This is a genomic window from Jiella soli (assembly GCF_020615385.1).
GTDB lineage: Bacteria > Pseudomonadota > Alphaproteobacteria > Rhizobiales > Rhizobiaceae > VKMB-3413.
Genome location: NZ_JAJAVB010000015.1, coordinates 60,681 through 74,207, shown reverse-complemented (window position 1 = coordinate 74,207; position 13,527 = coordinate 60,681). Strand labels below are relative to the sequence as shown.

11 protein-coding genes are annotated in these 13,527 nt (G+C 65.5%); 4 read left to right on the top strand and 7 right to left on the bottom strand.

What is annotated here, in order from left to right; all coding sequences use genetic code 11:
• Positions 1–81: 81 nt before the first annotated feature.
• Positions 82–1,305 carry an aq_1923 C-terminal domain gene (locus LH400_RS08820; RefSeq protein WP_229152305.1) on the bottom strand — a complete coding sequence of 408 codons (1,224 nt, stop codon included), beginning with the start codon at positions 1,303–1,305 and terminating at the stop codon, positions 82–84.
• A 225-nt stretch (positions 1,306–1,530) separates the two neighbouring features.
• On the opposite strand from LH400_RS08820, the gene parC reads away from it, so the two are divergent.
• Positions 1,531–3,783, top strand: coding sequence for a DNA topoisomerase IV subunit A (gene parC, locus LH400_RS08815; protein ID WP_229152304.1), 2,253 nt, complete (start codon positions 1,531–1,533; stop codon positions 3,781–3,783).
• Between the two features lie 30 nt (positions 3,784–3,813).
• Here the strand turns inward: parC and LH400_RS08810 are convergent, their stop codons facing one another.
• From LH400_RS08810 to hemB, 6 genes are all read right to left on the bottom strand, one after another.
• Complete coding sequence (locus LH400_RS08810; RefSeq protein WP_229152303.1) at positions 3,814–4,689, bottom strand: bifunctional helix-turn-helix transcriptional regulator/GNAT family N-acetyltransferase; 876 nt, start codon at positions 4,687–4,689, stop codon at positions 3,814–3,816.
• A 41-nt stretch (positions 4,690–4,730) separates the two neighbouring features.
• Positions 4,731–5,660 carry a DMT family transporter gene (locus tag LH400_RS08805; RefSeq protein WP_229152302.1) on the bottom strand — a complete coding sequence of 310 codons (930 nt, stop codon included), beginning with the start codon at positions 5,658–5,660 and terminating at the stop codon, positions 4,731–4,733.
• A gap of 96 nt (positions 5,661–5,756) precedes the next feature.
• A complete protein-coding gene (locus LH400_RS08800) occupies positions 5,757–6,506 on the bottom strand; it encodes an arginyltransferase (protein ID WP_229152301.1) in 750 nt (249 codons plus the stop codon).
• A gap of 16 nt (positions 6,507–6,522) precedes the next feature.
• Positions 6,523–8,349, bottom strand: a complete 1,827-nt coding sequence (locus LH400_RS08795) for an SLC13 family permease (protein WP_229152300.1) — start codon at positions 8,347–8,349, stop codon at positions 6,523–6,525.
• Positions 8,350–8,557: 208 nt separating this feature from the next.
• Positions 8,558–9,034, bottom strand: coding sequence for an RDD family protein (locus LH400_RS08790; protein WP_229152299.1), 477 nt, complete (start codon positions 9,032–9,034; stop codon positions 8,558–8,560).
• Between the two features lie 123 nt (positions 9,035–9,157).
• A complete protein-coding gene (gene hemB / locus LH400_RS08785) occupies positions 9,158–10,198 on the bottom strand; it encodes a porphobilinogen synthase (RefSeq protein ID WP_229152298.1) in 1,041 nt (346 codons plus the stop codon).
• A 413-nt stretch (positions 10,199–10,611) separates the two neighbouring features.
• Between hemB and LH400_RS08780 the strand changes: the two genes are divergently transcribed.
• The 3 genes from LH400_RS08780 (at position 10,612) to LH400_RS08770 (ending at position 13,338) form a co-directional block, all read left to right on the top strand.
• Positions 10,612–11,034 carry a DUF6163 family protein gene (locus LH400_RS08780; RefSeq protein WP_229152297.1) on the top strand — a complete coding sequence of 141 codons (423 nt, stop codon included), beginning with the start codon at positions 10,612–10,614 and terminating at the stop codon, positions 11,032–11,034.
• A 157-nt stretch (positions 11,035–11,191) separates the two neighbouring features.
• Positions 11,192–11,701 carry a transcriptional regulator LdtR gene (gene ldtR / locus LH400_RS08775; RefSeq protein ID WP_229152296.1) on the top strand — a complete coding sequence of 170 codons (510 nt, stop codon included), beginning with the start codon at positions 11,192–11,194 and terminating at the stop codon, positions 11,699–11,701.
• 296 nt (positions 11,702–11,997) lie between these two features.
• Positions 11,998–13,338, top strand: a complete 1,341-nt coding sequence (locus LH400_RS08770) for a L,D-transpeptidase family protein (protein ID WP_229152295.1) — start codon at positions 11,998–12,000, stop codon at positions 13,336–13,338.
• Positions 13,339–13,527: the final 189 nt, after the last annotated feature.

Genomic DNA, 13,527 nt, shown 5'->3' with positions numbered 1-13,527 from the left:
TAATGCGAAAAGACCGCCCCCGCGCGAGCGGGAGCGGTCTTTTCCTTCAGGCAGCGAAGTGCCGGGTCTGGCCGATCCGGCTCAGTTCGCCGTATCGCCCTCGTCGCCGTCCTCGCCCTCGTCGTCGGCACTGTTCGCGCTGACCGACATCGACAGGACCTGCGGCAGCGTCTGCGGCGCGCCCATCGCCGCGCCCATGATCTGCATCGCCGGGACCGGCTGGCCCGGTTCGATCGAGATCGACAGCGACTGCGGATCCTTGAGGAAGGTGGTGACCGCGTCGCTCACCTGCTTCTCGAAGTCCGGGTTCTGCAGATAACCGAGGAAGACCGGCATCATGCCGGTGAGCTGATCGACCAGCTGTTCCTTGGTCTGGCCGTTCTGCTGCGCATAGTAGGTGAGCAGCTTATCGGCGAGGGAGTCGTCGGTGTAGGCGAGATCGGCCGAGTTCAGCGACAGCTGCGACATCAGGCCCATCATTGCCATTCCCGCGGCCTGCTTGCCCTCTGGGCCCGAGCTCATCTGCGCCTGCATTTGCTTCATCGATTCGATGAAGGCCGGCGTATAGCCCGACATGCCGTAGGAGAACGAGAGATTGCCGGCATTCTCGACGTCGATCTCGAACGGGTCGAGGTTGAGGACGCCCTTCTGCGGGTCCCAGCTGGCGCTGCCGCCGACCGTGCCGGTCAGCGTATCGTAGCCGATGTCGTGCATCGTCTTGGCGGCTTCTGGATCGCCATTGGCGAAATTCGCGGTGAAGGTGCCGAGATCGACGTCGGACGAGAAGGTGCCGTCGCCGCCGATCGTGTTGGCGATCGACACGTCGGACAGGTTGAAGATCTGCTTGCCCTTTTCCTCGACGTTCAGCTCGCCGACGGTCGCCTTGTCGAAATAGAAGTCGGAGAACTTCATCGCGGCCGGCACGTCGGCGGCGTTGGTTCCGACAAGCTGCACGCCCTCGACGGAAATGCCGGTGATGGTCGTGTGGGTGTCCTTCTCGGTGACATCGACGTCGGAGATCGGGACGCGCTTGACCGTCCAGCCCTCTTCGGTGGAGCCGCTGACCCCCTCGAAGGTGATATCGCCGATCTTGCTCGCTTCGCCGTCGTTGTTCACCGCAACGTTCTTCAGGACGACGTTGTCGCCCTCGGACGTGGCGTTGTCGTAGGAGAGCTTGACGTTCTGCTTGGCGGCGACGGCCTTCAGCCGATCCGCGAACGCCGAGGCGTCCACGGCGAAGGCCGAAGTGGAGCCGAGGAGGAGAAGCAGCGTTGCCGCTGCCGGGATGGACCTGTTGATATGCATGAAGAAGCCTTTCGCGTTGACTCTCCGCCGCTATGCGAGCGGGTGAGCCCTTGCCCCGTTCCGCATTCTAGAACGGACGTGTGCGCCAATCTATGACGGATCGATGAGGCCGAGAAGGGGCGGCCATGCGACGCGGCTGCGGCCGGCCGCGGATCGTGCAAAAAGTCTGGGGACGGGGGCGTTCTGCTCTTGTTCTCCGGGAGGCTGTGGCCTAGACGAACCGGCATGGGTAAGGCAGCGGACCAGCCGCCCGGCGGCGGCGACATCGAACCGATCGATCTGAAGGCGGCGCTCGAGGAGCGCTACCTCGCCTATGCTTTGTCGACGATCATGGGCCGCGCGCTGCCGGACGTGCGCGACGGGCTGAAGCCGGTCCACCGCCGCATCGTCCATGCCATGCGTGTCCTTCGGCTCGATCCCGGCCAAGGCTACAAGAAGTGTGCGCGCATCGTCGGCGACGTGATGGGCAAGTTCCATCCGCATGGCGACGCGGCGATCTACGACGCGCTGGTGCGCCTCAGCCAGGACTTTTCCGTCCGCTATCCGCTGATCGACGGGCAGGGCAATTTCGGCAATGTCGACGGCGATAGTGCCGCGGCCATGCGCTACACCGAGGCGCGGATGACCGACGTCGCGATGCTGCTCCTGCGCGGCATCGACGAGGACGCGGTCGATTTCCGCCCGACCTACAACGAGGAGGACGAGGAGCCGGTCGTCCTGCCCGGCGCCTTCCCGAACCTTCTGGCCAACGGCTCCTCGGGCATCGCGGTGGGAATGGCTACCTCGATCCCGCCGCACAACGCGGCGGAGCTTTGCGATGCGGCGCTGAAGCTGATCGAGCATCCGGACGCCACCACCGATACGCTGCTGCGCTCGGTGCAGGGCCCCGACTTTCCGACCGGCGGCGTGATCGTCGACAGCCAGTCCCAGATCCGCGAGGCCTACGAGACCGGCAGGGGTTCGTTCCGGGTCCGCGCGCGCTGGGAGAAGGAGGATGTCGGCCGCGGCAATTATGTCGTCGTCGTCACCGAGATCCCGTACCAGGTCCAGAAGTCGAAGCTGATCGAGAAGATCGCCGAACTCCTGCAAGCCAGGAAACTGCCGCTTCTGGCCGACATCCGCGACGAATCCGCCGAGGACGTCAGGATCGTTATCGAGCCGAAGAGCCGGACGGTCGATCCCGCGATCCTGATGGAATCGCTGTTCCGGCTGACGGATCTCGAAAGCCGCATTCCGCTGAATATGAACGTGTTGTCCGGCGGCAAGGTGCCGAAGGTCCTGTCGCTGAAGGAGGCGCTGTCGGAGTGGCTCGCCCACCAGCGCCAGGTCCTGCTGCGGCGAGCACGGCACCGGCTCGGCCAGATCGAACGACGGCTCGAGATCCTGGCCGGCTATCTGATCGCCTTCCTCAATATCGACGAGGTGATCCGGATCATCCGCGAGGAGGACGAGCCGAAGGCGGAGATGATCCGGCGGTTCGAGCTGACCGACGTTCAGGCCGAGGCGATCCTCAACATGCGTTTGCGCTCGCTGCGCAAGCTCGAGGAGATCGAGCTGAAGCGCGAGTTCGACGATCTCACCGTCGAGAAGGCGGAGAAGGAAGCGCTGCTCGCTTCCGAGGCCCAGCAGTGGGACAAGATCGCCGCCGAGGTCCGGGCGGTGCGCGAGACCTTCTCCAAGAAGACCAAGCTCGGCAAGCGCCGCACCATGTTCGCCGACGCGCCGAACCATGCGCTCGACGATATCACGACGGCGTTCATCGAGAAGGAGCCGGTCACCGTGGTCCTGTCGCAGAAGGGCTTCCTGCGCGGCATGAAGGGGCATCTGACGGATCCCGGGGCGCTGTCCTTCCGCGAGGGCGACGGGCTGAAGCTCGCCTTCCACGCCATGACGACGGACAAGCTCATCTTCCTGTCGACCGGCGGGCGGGCTTTCACGCTGCTGGCCGACAAGCTTCCGGGTGGGCGCGGACAGGGTGAGCCGATCCGTCTCGCGGTCGAGATGGACGACGACCAGGACATCGCCGTCGCCTTCGTGGCCGAGCCGGAACGCGTCCGGCTGCTGGTCTCCTCCGACGGCAACGGCTTCACCGCCAGCGAGGCCGAGATGCTGTCGGCAACCCGCAAGGGCAAGCAGCTGGTCAATGTCACCGGCGGCGCTGTCCTGCGCTTTGCCGTTACGATCGGCGAGGGCAACACGGTCGCCATCGTCGGCGAGAACCGCAAGATGCTGGTCTTCCCGCTCTCGCAGGTGCCGCAGATGGCGCGAGGCAAGGGCGTCCGGCTGCAGCGCTACAAGGATGGCGGCGTCTCGGACGTCACCGTCTTCAAGATGGCGGACGGGCTGACCTGGACGGATTCGGCGGGCCGGAGCTTCACGCGTTCCGAGAACGAGCTCCTCGAATGGCGCGGCGATCGCGCACAGGCCGGGCGCCTGGTGCCGAAGGGCTTTCCGAAGTCGAACAAGTTCGCGGGCTGACCGCGGGGCCGGTGGCCCGGCTACATCCGGTCATAGCTGCTTTTCGAAGAACACGTCCGGGTAGGGATCGTCGTTGAACCGGTCGATCTCGGTCCAGCCCGTCTTTTGATAGAGCTGGAGCGCTTCGGGTAGGGCGCTGTTGGTGTCGAGCCGGAGGATGCGAATCCCAAGTCCGCGTGCGGCGTCCTCGGATGCTTCCATCAGGCGCCGGGCGAGGCCGAGGCCACGAGCCGATGGCGCGACCCAGAGCCGCTTGATCTCGGCGGTCTCCCCGCCCGATCCCTTGAGGCCGACACAACCGATCGGCAGGCCATCGGAGATCGCCAGGAGAAAGACCCCGCGCGGCCAGGTCATGTCGCGTGCGTCCGGATCGCGAGACAGGGACACGTCGAAGCCGCGCTCGAAACGCCGGGCGAGTTCCGCATAATATTCGCCGAGGCAGTAGCGCGCAGGATCGCTCAGCGGGTCGGCTTCCTCGATCGCGATGCGGTCGCGGCCGAGGGCGGAGGCGACGAGGTCCATTGCGGCGAGCAGCGCCTCGGGATGGGGATGGCGCGCGAGCGTCGCTTCCGCCCGCTCGTCGGACAGCGCTTCATAGGCTTCGAACTCACGCTGTCCCGCCGCAGTAAGACGCGCCACGCGCCGCCGCGCATCCTCCTCGTGCGCGAGCGTCTCGACGAGGCCTTCGTCCTCCAGCTGGCGCAGGAGCCGGCTCATCAGGCCCGAGTCGAGACCGAGATATTCTCGCACCGCCGCGACATCGGTCCGGCCATGGCCGATGGCGTTGAGAACGCGGGCGGTACCCAGCGAGCGCCCGCGTCCGAGGAAGGAGGTGTCGAGCGCGCCGACCTCGGCTGTCACGGTGCGGCTGAAGCGGCGGAAGCGGGAGATGGGATCGGATCGCATATACCTGACTTAAGTCAGATAAATTCACCGGTCAATCGGGGTCAGCCGTGGGTGAACGGCCGCCGAAGGGGCGGAGCGGCCGAGCGCCTTATGCGTGTGAGCTCGGCGGCTGAATGCGCGAGTAGCGTGACGACGACGATGGCCCCGCCGGCGAGTGCGAGGTCCAGGGGTCGTTCGCCGAAGATCAGCCAGATCCAGAGCGGCGCCAGCACCGTCTCCAGGAGATAGGCCATCGACACCGCAGGGGCAGGAACCAGCATCGGGCCGAGGGCCAGGCAGATGGTGGCGAGAGGCAGCACCAAGCCCCCGTCGAGGACAAGCCAGACGATTGCATCGGATTGCAGCCCTTCGCCCGCGACGAACGGGATCGCGAAGACCGCCGGCACCACGGCTCCGAGGGCCGAGGCATACCGCATGTCGGTGCGGCTGCGCCGGGCGATGGTGATCGCGAGTGCGATGAGGAAGGCGGTGGCGAGGGCGGCGATGTCGCCATACCAATGGCCGGTGGTCAGGCCGGCGCCGATGATGAGGAACACGCCCGCGAGCGTTGCCGGGATCGCCAGGAGCGTTGCCGTCGACGGTTTTTCGCCGGCGATCAGCCAGGAAAGGATCGCCGCGAACATCGGATTGAATGCGAGAATGAAGACGACATTGGCGGCGCTCGTGTGGAAGACCGCGACGATGAAGGTGGTCGCAGCCAGCGCATAGAGTGCCGTGACGACAAGACCGGACCTGCCGGCGATCAGCTTCCGGCGCCGCTGCGTGACCTTGCCGTCCACCCACCAGACCGCGACGGCGACGAGGAAGGTCAGCAGGCCACGGATCAGGAGCACGGTCCAGAACCCGCTCTCCGACAGCCGGATCAGCGGGACGTCCACCGACAGAACGAGGCCGCCGAAGCCGACGATGGACAGGCCTTGGGCCGAGGTGGGAGGCGTTGCCGCGTCGACGTTGAGGGAGGATGCGGTCATGGATGGCTCGACATTGCCCGGTTCGGCGGCCGCCCGGCATGCGCGGCCGCGACATCGGCGCATGAAGGGCCCGGCAGGTCGCGGGCGCCGGTGGTCTCAGCCCTGGTAGCGCTCCCAGCCCTTGGGGCCGAGATGCTCCTGCGGCTGGAAGCGGATCTTGTAGTCCATCTTGCGCGAGCCGTTCACCCAATAGCCGAGATAGAGATAGGGCAGGCCGAGCTTCCGCGTGCGCTCGACATGGTCGAGGATCATGTAGGTGCCAAGGCTGCGATCGTATTCCTCCGGATCGTAGAAGGAATAGACCATCGACATGCCGTCGCTCATCACGTCGGACAGGGCAACGGCGACGAGATCTCCGTCCGATCGGCGCGAGAAGGACGAGTCCGGCCCACGCTTGCGGTACTGGATGAGCTTGGTCTCGACCTGACTGTCCTCGACCATCATGGCGTAGTCGAGGACGCTCATTTCCGACATGCCGCCGCGGGCGTGGCGGTCGTCCAGATAGCTACGGAACAGTGAATACTGTTCGGTCGTCGGTTCCGGATCGCCGATGCGGCCCACAAGGTCCGAATTGCGCGACAGGACCCGGCGCATCGACCGGCCCGGCTGGAACTCGTCGACCAGGATGCGGACCGAGACGCAGGCTCTGCAGCGCTCGCAGGCCGGGCGGTAGGCGATGTTCTGGCTGCGGCGGAAGCCGCCCTGGCTCAGAAGGTCGAGCAGGGCCTGCCCCCGCTCGCCGACGAGGTGGGTGAACACTTTCCGCTCCGCCTGGCCTGGCAGATAGGGGCAGGGCGAGGGCGAGGTAAGAAAGAACTGCGGCGTCTGCGGATGATGCACTGTCACGGCCGGCCGTCCTCCCTCAAAGCGAATAGTACCATGGACCAACCAGCGAAAATGTTAACCATACGAGGAGGACGAGCGGAATACCGGCCTTTGCGAAGTCTGCGAAACGATAGCGCCCCGGACCCATCACGAGAAGATTGGTCTGGTAACCGATCGGCGTCGCGAAGGATGCGTTGGCTCCGAAGATGACGCAGGCGAGCCAGGCTTCCGGCGGCGAGCCGATGCGACGGGATATGTCGAGGGCGATGGGTGTGAACAAGACCGCCGTCGCGTTGTTCGACAGGAAATTCGTCATGACGGCGATGACGAGGAAGAAGCCGGACAGGAGGACGGCCGGTGGAAGGCCGGAGAGCGCATCCACCGTTGCGTCGGCGATCAGCGCGGCGCCACCGGTGCGCTCCAGCGCCGTCGCTGCCGCAATCGAGGCGCCGATCAGCATGAAGATGGATCGGTCGACCGAGCGCGCGGCCTCGCCGAGCGTCAGGCAGCCGGTCGCGACCATCAGGACCGCGCCCGTCATCGCCAGCACCTCGATCGGCAGGATCCCCGCGGCCGAGAAGAGGACGATCGCGAGGAAGATGCCGGCGGCGATCTTCGCCTTGGCGCTTTGCGGGATGGCTTGCGCCGAATATTCGAGCAGGAGAAGGTCGTGATTGCCTCGGAGCGCCGCGATCGCCGGCTCGCGTCCGCACAAAAGCAGCGTGTCGCCCGGCTCGAGCCTTATCTCGGACAGCGCCGCGCGCGCCATCCGGCTCTTGCGCTGCAGGCCGAACAGGGTGATGCCGAACTGCGTTCTGAGGCCGGAATACTGCATGGTTCGGCCGGCATAGCGCGAGCCTGGAGCGACCACGGCTTCGGCCATTACCATGTCCGGCCCGATCTTGTTCGCCTTCTTGCCGCTCTCATCGCCCGACGGGTCGAGCGTCTTGATCTTGAGGTTCCCGGAAGAGAGCGCCTTGGAGAAGGCCCGGCGCGTCGCCGTGACGATCAGCCGATCGCCTTCCGACAGCGCGATGTCGTCGAAGGGCGGCAGGATTGTCTGGTTGTCGCGGATGATCATCCGCGGCGTCAGGTCGCCAAGGCCGGGAAAGAGGCCGGCGCGCGCCTTCAAGCCGAGATAGGCGTGCCCCTCGACGATGTCGATCTCGCCGAGGAACTGCTTGCCGCCGGAATCGACGAACCGGCCGTCGGATCCCTCCCGCGGCGTCAGGATCCGCGGCATGACCCGGATGACGTAGATCGCTCCGACCACCGCGATGGCGAGGCCCGGGATGGTGATGTCGAAGAAGCCGAGATGGATGTTCGAGCGGGCCGCGACGCCTGCGACGAGGAGGTTGGTGGAGGAGCCGATCATCGTCGTGAGGCCGCCGAGGATCGACAGGAAGGACAGCGGCATGAAGACATGCGCCGGGTGGATGCCGCGCTGGGTCGCCATCATGGTCAGGATCGGGATGAAGATCACCACCACCGGCGTATTGTTGAGGAAGGCGGAGAGCAGGGCGGCACTGACCAGGATCAGCGCGATCGCGCCGGTTCCTGCCGAGCCGCCGACCCGCGCCAGCCATTGCGTCGGCCGCGACATCGCGTCGGTCGCGAACAGGCCCTGTCCGACGATCAGCAGCGAGAGGACGGTGATGAGCGCGGGGTTTGCAAAGCCGGACAGAAGGTCGCCGCTCGTGACAGGAGCGCCGGCCGCGTCGCGGAAGGGCAGGGCCGAGAACAGGAGCAGAAAGGCGCTGAGCGAAGCCGCCGCCACTGCCTCGATCGGCCAGCGCTCGATCGCATAGCCCACCACGCTCGCCAGAATGAGAGCATAGGTGAGCCAGATGTGGAGCGAATCCATGTACCGCCGCGTCTTGTTTCCCGCGCGACCTTATCCCCGCCACACCGTTTCGTGGCAAGCCGTTTGCGGCATCTCGCCCCTGCCGCACCGTTCAACGCCGAGGGCGAGCGCCGAAATCCGCGAGCGGTGGATGCCTCTGGACGCAAAACGGCCGGCTCCGCGTCGCCGCGGAGCCGGCCGTCAAAGGTCTGGCTGCCTCGATCGAGAATCAGCGATCGTTGCGCACGACCACCGTTCCGAGCAGGAGATCCTGCAGGAGCTGCTTGCGAGGGGTGAACAGGGCGACGAGCAGGACGAACGGCGTCAGCACCGCGTTCGCCGCCCAGAAGATCACCCCATGCAGGACCGCGATCGCCGGATCGACGCGTTCGCCATCGAGCCGCGCCACGCGGACATTGGCAAACCGCATTCCAGGTGTCGCCTGGTGAGACCCGCCCATGGTGAAGCCGACATAGGGGATCGCGACCACCGGGAAGAGAATGGCATAGAGGCTCCAACCCAGCCCGAAGGACAGGATGCCGAGGAAGAACACGACGATCGCCGCCGGGATCATCAGCAGCAGCACGATCGTGTAGTCGATCAGGAAGGAGACCATCCGCCGCGTGCGGACGCCTGAATAGAGCCGCGGCTGATCGAGCGATCGCGGATCGTATTCCCTGGTGCGCGGAGCGGTGAAGTCGGTCACGGCGGTTCCTTCTCGAAGTGTCTCTGTTGCGTTCGAGATGGGTATGTTCGATTGCCGGTGCAATACTGCGGGCCCTCAGCCGGTAGCAGCCTGGCTCTTGCACCCGCTGCAGCCGGGCGGACTTCAGCGCGGGACGGTGCGCAATGCTTCTGCTACGTGGGGCGAGAAGTAGCTGAGGACGCCGGCTGCGCCCGCCCGCTTGTAGGCGGCGAGCGTCTCCATCATCGCCTTCGGCGCGTCGAGCCAGCCGCGTTCGGCCGACGCCATGATCATAGAGTATTCGCCCGAAGTCTGGTAGGCGAAGGTCGGTACGCCGAATTCGCGCGCGAGCCGCGCCAGCACGTCGAGATAGGGCAGGCCCGGCTTGACCATGATCATGTCGGCGCCTTCGGCGATGTCCTGCGCGGCTTCGCGCGTGGCTTCGTCGGTGTTGCCATAGTCCATCTGATAGGTCCGCTTGTCGCCCTTCAGCATGCCGCCGGAGCCGACCGCGTCGCGGAACGGGCCATAGAAGGCGGAGGCGTATTTGGCGCTGTAGGCCATGATCATCGTGTCGCGATGGCCGGCTTCGTCGAGCGCGGCACGGATGCAGGCGACGCGGCCGTCCATCATGTCCGACGGGCCGATGATGTCGCAGCCGGCATCGGCCTGGACGACCGCCTGCCGGCAGAGAAGTTCGACCGATTCATCGTTGAGGATCGTCTCGCCCTTCATGACGCCGTCATGGCCGTGGCTGGTATAGGGGTCGAGCGCGACGTCGCAGAGAATGCCGACCTCCGGCACCGCCGTCTTGATCGCGCGCGAGGCCCGGCAGACGAGATTGGCTTCGTTGAGCGCTTCCGAACCGGTCTCGTCGCGCTTGCCCGGATCGGTGTAGGGAAACAGCGCAAGGACTGGAATGCCGAGGTCACGGGCGCGCTTGGCCGCCTCGACGCAGCCGGCGACCGACAGCCGCGAGACGCCGGGCATCGAGGCGACCGGCTGCGGTTCGCCTTCGCCGTCGCGCACGAAGATCGGCCAGATCAAATCGTTGACCGAGACCGCCGTTTCGCGCACGAGCCGCCTCGTCCAGTCCGCCTGCCGCAGGCGTCGCATGCGCAGCCCGCCGGTCGCGCTGTCGATCCGCTCGGTGATCGCTTCATGGGAAGGGGCGAATGAAGTCATGTCTTTCACCGTCACGATGGTTGTCCTCCGGCGCCGACGCCCGGCCCTCGTCCGGGAAGCGGGCAAGCGGTGGACGGGCGTTGACGCGCCCGCTCCCGCTTCGGTAGGCCTTCCGACCGGTTACCGCAAGATTTCGGAGATGGCCGGACGAACCCGGTCCTCTGTGCCGCAAGGCGAAAGCGTCGGCTTCGCGCGGAAAGGCCGAGGGCGTGAATCGGAGCAGGCCCGGCAGTTCCCCGCCTTGCCGCGTCGGGCAGGCATGTTCTTTGATGACGGGACTGGCATCGCGAGCTTTGCGCCAGCGCCGTGGCGGTTTGCGCAGGAGCGCTCGGGAACAGGTTCGCGCGCCAAATAGCCGCCACGGTCGCCGATGATGAGGCGGGTCCGCAGCGTGCTCTGGAGAGATGACGATCATGACCATCGAACTGTCTCCGCGAGACAAGGCGGCGAGTCTCAATCGCCGGCTGACGATATGGCTCTACCGACTCTCGGCGGTCATCCTCTTCTTCGCCGGCATCGGCTATTGGGCGAAACTGGTCGGCATCGAGCCGGGTCCGCTCGGACGTTTCGATCTCATGCCGATCTGGTGGAAGATGGCGGCGCCGGCGCTGGCCGTGCTCTATCCGATCGCCGGCATCGGGCTCTGGATGACGGCCGGTTGGGGGGCGGTGGTCTGGGTCCTCATCGCGCTCGCCGAAGGCGTCATGCATCTCGGCTTTCCCGAGCTGTTCGGCCAGGAAGTCTACTGGCTCGCCTTCCACGCCTGGGGCCTGATGATGCTCGGGGTGCTGAGGGTGATCGCCTGGCGGGAGAACCGCGCCTCCCGCGGCTACTGAGGGACGTGCTGGAAATCGTTAAGCAAGAGGATCGTCTCTAATCGTGTAATCTCGTATTAAGTCTGCGGTTTAAGTCGAATTTTAGGTGCGCCGCGTAGATTGGTCTCCAAGATGGAAGCGAAAAGAAAATCCATCACCTCAACAGCGGAGCAATACTATGGTCGCCCAGACGAAGAACCTGAATACGGCCCCGGTCGAAGCAAAGAACGAGCTGAAGTCGCTTTACCTCGAGACGTTGCAGCTGGTGGAGCGCCTGCACCGGCGGCTGCTCGACGTGATCAAGGACGAGTTCGACCGGGCGGGGCGCACCGACATCAACGCCGTCCAGGCGCTGCTGCTCTTCAACATCGGTGATTCGGTTCTGACCGCCGGCGAGCTGCGGACCCGGGGCTTCTATCTCGGCTCCAACGTCTCCTACAATCTGAAGAAGCTCGTGGATCTCGGCTTCATCGATCACCAGAAGTCGCGCGTCGACCGGCGCGCGGTCCGGGTCTCGCTGACCAAGGCGGGCCTCGAGGTGGCGCAGATCGTCGGCGAACTCTACGACCGTCACATCGGTTCGATCGACAAGGTCGGCGGGCTCGACGAGCAGGAATTCCAGAAGATGAACAAAGCCCTGCAGCGTCTCGACCGGTTCTGGAACGACCAGATCCTCTACCGGCTCTAAGCTCCTGGGACGGACTCAAGTCTGCGTGATCACCCCGCACCCGGACACCGGGAGCGGGGTGCTGCGCATCGAACCCCGGGCAAGGTTTCCCGTGATCTCCCGGTTCGCGAAGTCGCGGCCGTTCCCGCCGATGTTGGCCGCCGGCTTCACGCTTTGGCCATATTGGAATGCCTAACCCGTTGATGACGGAAGGCGAGTCCGGCCCGCGAGGGCGCTGGAGAGGGTGAAGCTTCCGTTAAGACCGAACGCTTAAAGTCGCGCCGATGCCGCGGCCGGGTCGATCAAGGGGGCTTATGATGACGTCAACCAAACGGTTCTCCGACAGGATTTCCACGCGCCGCGGATTTCTTCTGGGGACCGCCGCCGCCGGAGCGAGTCTTCTGCCCGGAGTCGCCTTCGCGCAGGATGCGCTGAGCGATCTTCTGAATGCCCCGACCCGCGGCAACTGGGACGATCAGTTCGATACGCGCGGCTCCAGCCCGCGCCAGGTCCTTTCCAACACGCCGATCTTTTCCTCCGCGACGCTGCAGGCGACGCAGAGCGCGGCCTATTCCTACCAGCAGATCGCGGCTGGTGGCGGCTGGCCGATGGTGCCAGAGGTTGGGCCGCTCCGGATCGGCATCGACAACGGCGCCGTCCCGGTCCTTCGCCAGCGCTTGGCGATCGCCGGTGATCTTGCCTCGAATGCCGGCCTGTCGACCGCCTTCGATACCTATGTCCAAGGTGCAGTGAAGCGCTTCCAGGCCCGGCACGGGCTGCCGGCCGACGGCGTCGTCTCCACCGAGACCTACAAGGCGATGAACGTGCCGGTGGAGCTGCGTCTCAACCAGCTCATGACCAACATCCAGCGGCTGAACGAGATGGTCGTCAAGGACCTCGGGCAGCGCTTCGTGATGGTCAATATTCCGGCCGCTTCGATCGAGGCCGTCGAGAACGGCGTCGTGGTCCAGCGCCATGTCGCCATTGTCGGCAAGATCGACCGCCAGACCCCGATCCTCGAATCGAAGATCACCAATCTCAACCTCAATCCGTACTGGCACGCGCCGGCCTCGATCGTGCGCAAGGACATCATTCCGCTGATGCAGAAGGACCCGACCTATCTGGAGCGCAGCGACATCCATATCTACGACGGAAAGGGCAACGAGATCCCGCCGCAGTCGATCGACTGGCACAGCAGCGAGGCCGAAAAGTACCTGTTCCGCCAGGATCCGGGCAAGAACAACGCGATGGCTTCGGTGAAGATCAACTTCCCCAACCCTTATGCCGTCTACATGCACGACACGCCGCAGCAGAGCCTGTTCTCAGAGCTGATGCGGTTCGAATCCTCCGGCTGCGTGCGCGTGCAGAACGTGCGCGACCTTATCGTTTGGCTGGCCCGCGACACGCCGGGCTGGGATCGCCAGCGCATCGAGCAGGTGATCGCGGCCCGCGATCGTCAGGATGTCGACCTGGCGAGCCCGGTGCCGGTCTATTTCACCTACATCTCCGCTTGGGCGACTGACCCGACGGTCCCGCAGTTCCGCGACGACATCTATCACCGCGACGGCGCCGAGCAGCTGGCGATGGGCGATCTGACGACCACCGCCTACGCGGCGAACCAGCAGAACCCGTATGTGCGGGGCGACGACGGCTACTGATCGCCGCCAATCTCGAACCTGATGCGAACGCGCGGGAGGTCTCTTCCGCGCGTTTCGATTCCGGCAGGGGCCACGGGTGGTCCTTGCTTGGCGGGGCAGGGACGGCGTGACCGGCCAGCTTCCCGCTTCCTTCCTTTCCTGCGCCAGCGACGACATGGCATGTCGCAGTCCGGTTGGTGATCCCCTGGC

Coding starts and splice junctions, on each gene's coding strand:
- LH400_RS08770 (WP_229152295.1), top strand. CDS start 11,998: ATGACGTCAACCAAACGGTTCTCCGACAGGATTTCCACGCGCCGCGGA.
- parC (WP_229152304.1), top strand. CDS start 1,531: ATGGGTAAGGCAGCGGACCAGCCGCCCGGCGGCGGCGACATCGAACCG.
- LH400_RS08805 (WP_229152302.1), bottom strand. CDS start 5,660: ATGACCGCATCCTCCCTCAACGTCGACGCGGCAACGCCTCCCACCTCG.
- LH400_RS08810 (WP_229152303.1), bottom strand. CDS start 4,689: ATGCGATCCGATCCCATCTCCCGCTTCCGCCGCTTCAGCCGCACCGTG.
- hemB (WP_229152298.1), bottom strand. CDS start 10,198: ATGACTTCATTCGCCCCTTCCCATGAAGCGATCACCGAGCGGATCGAC.
- ldtR (WP_229152296.1), top strand. CDS start 11,192: ATGGTCGCCCAGACGAAGAACCTGAATACGGCCCCGGTCGAAGCAAAG.
- LH400_RS08780 (WP_229152297.1), top strand. CDS start 10,612: ATGACCATCGAACTGTCTCCGCGAGACAAGGCGGCGAGTCTCAATCGC.
- LH400_RS08820 (WP_229152305.1), bottom strand. CDS start 1,305: ATGCATATCAACAGGTCCATCCCGGCAGCGGCAACGCTGCTTCTCCTC.
- LH400_RS08795 (WP_229152300.1), bottom strand. CDS start 8,349: ATGGATTCGCTCCACATCTGGCTCACCTATGCTCTCATTCTGGCGAGC.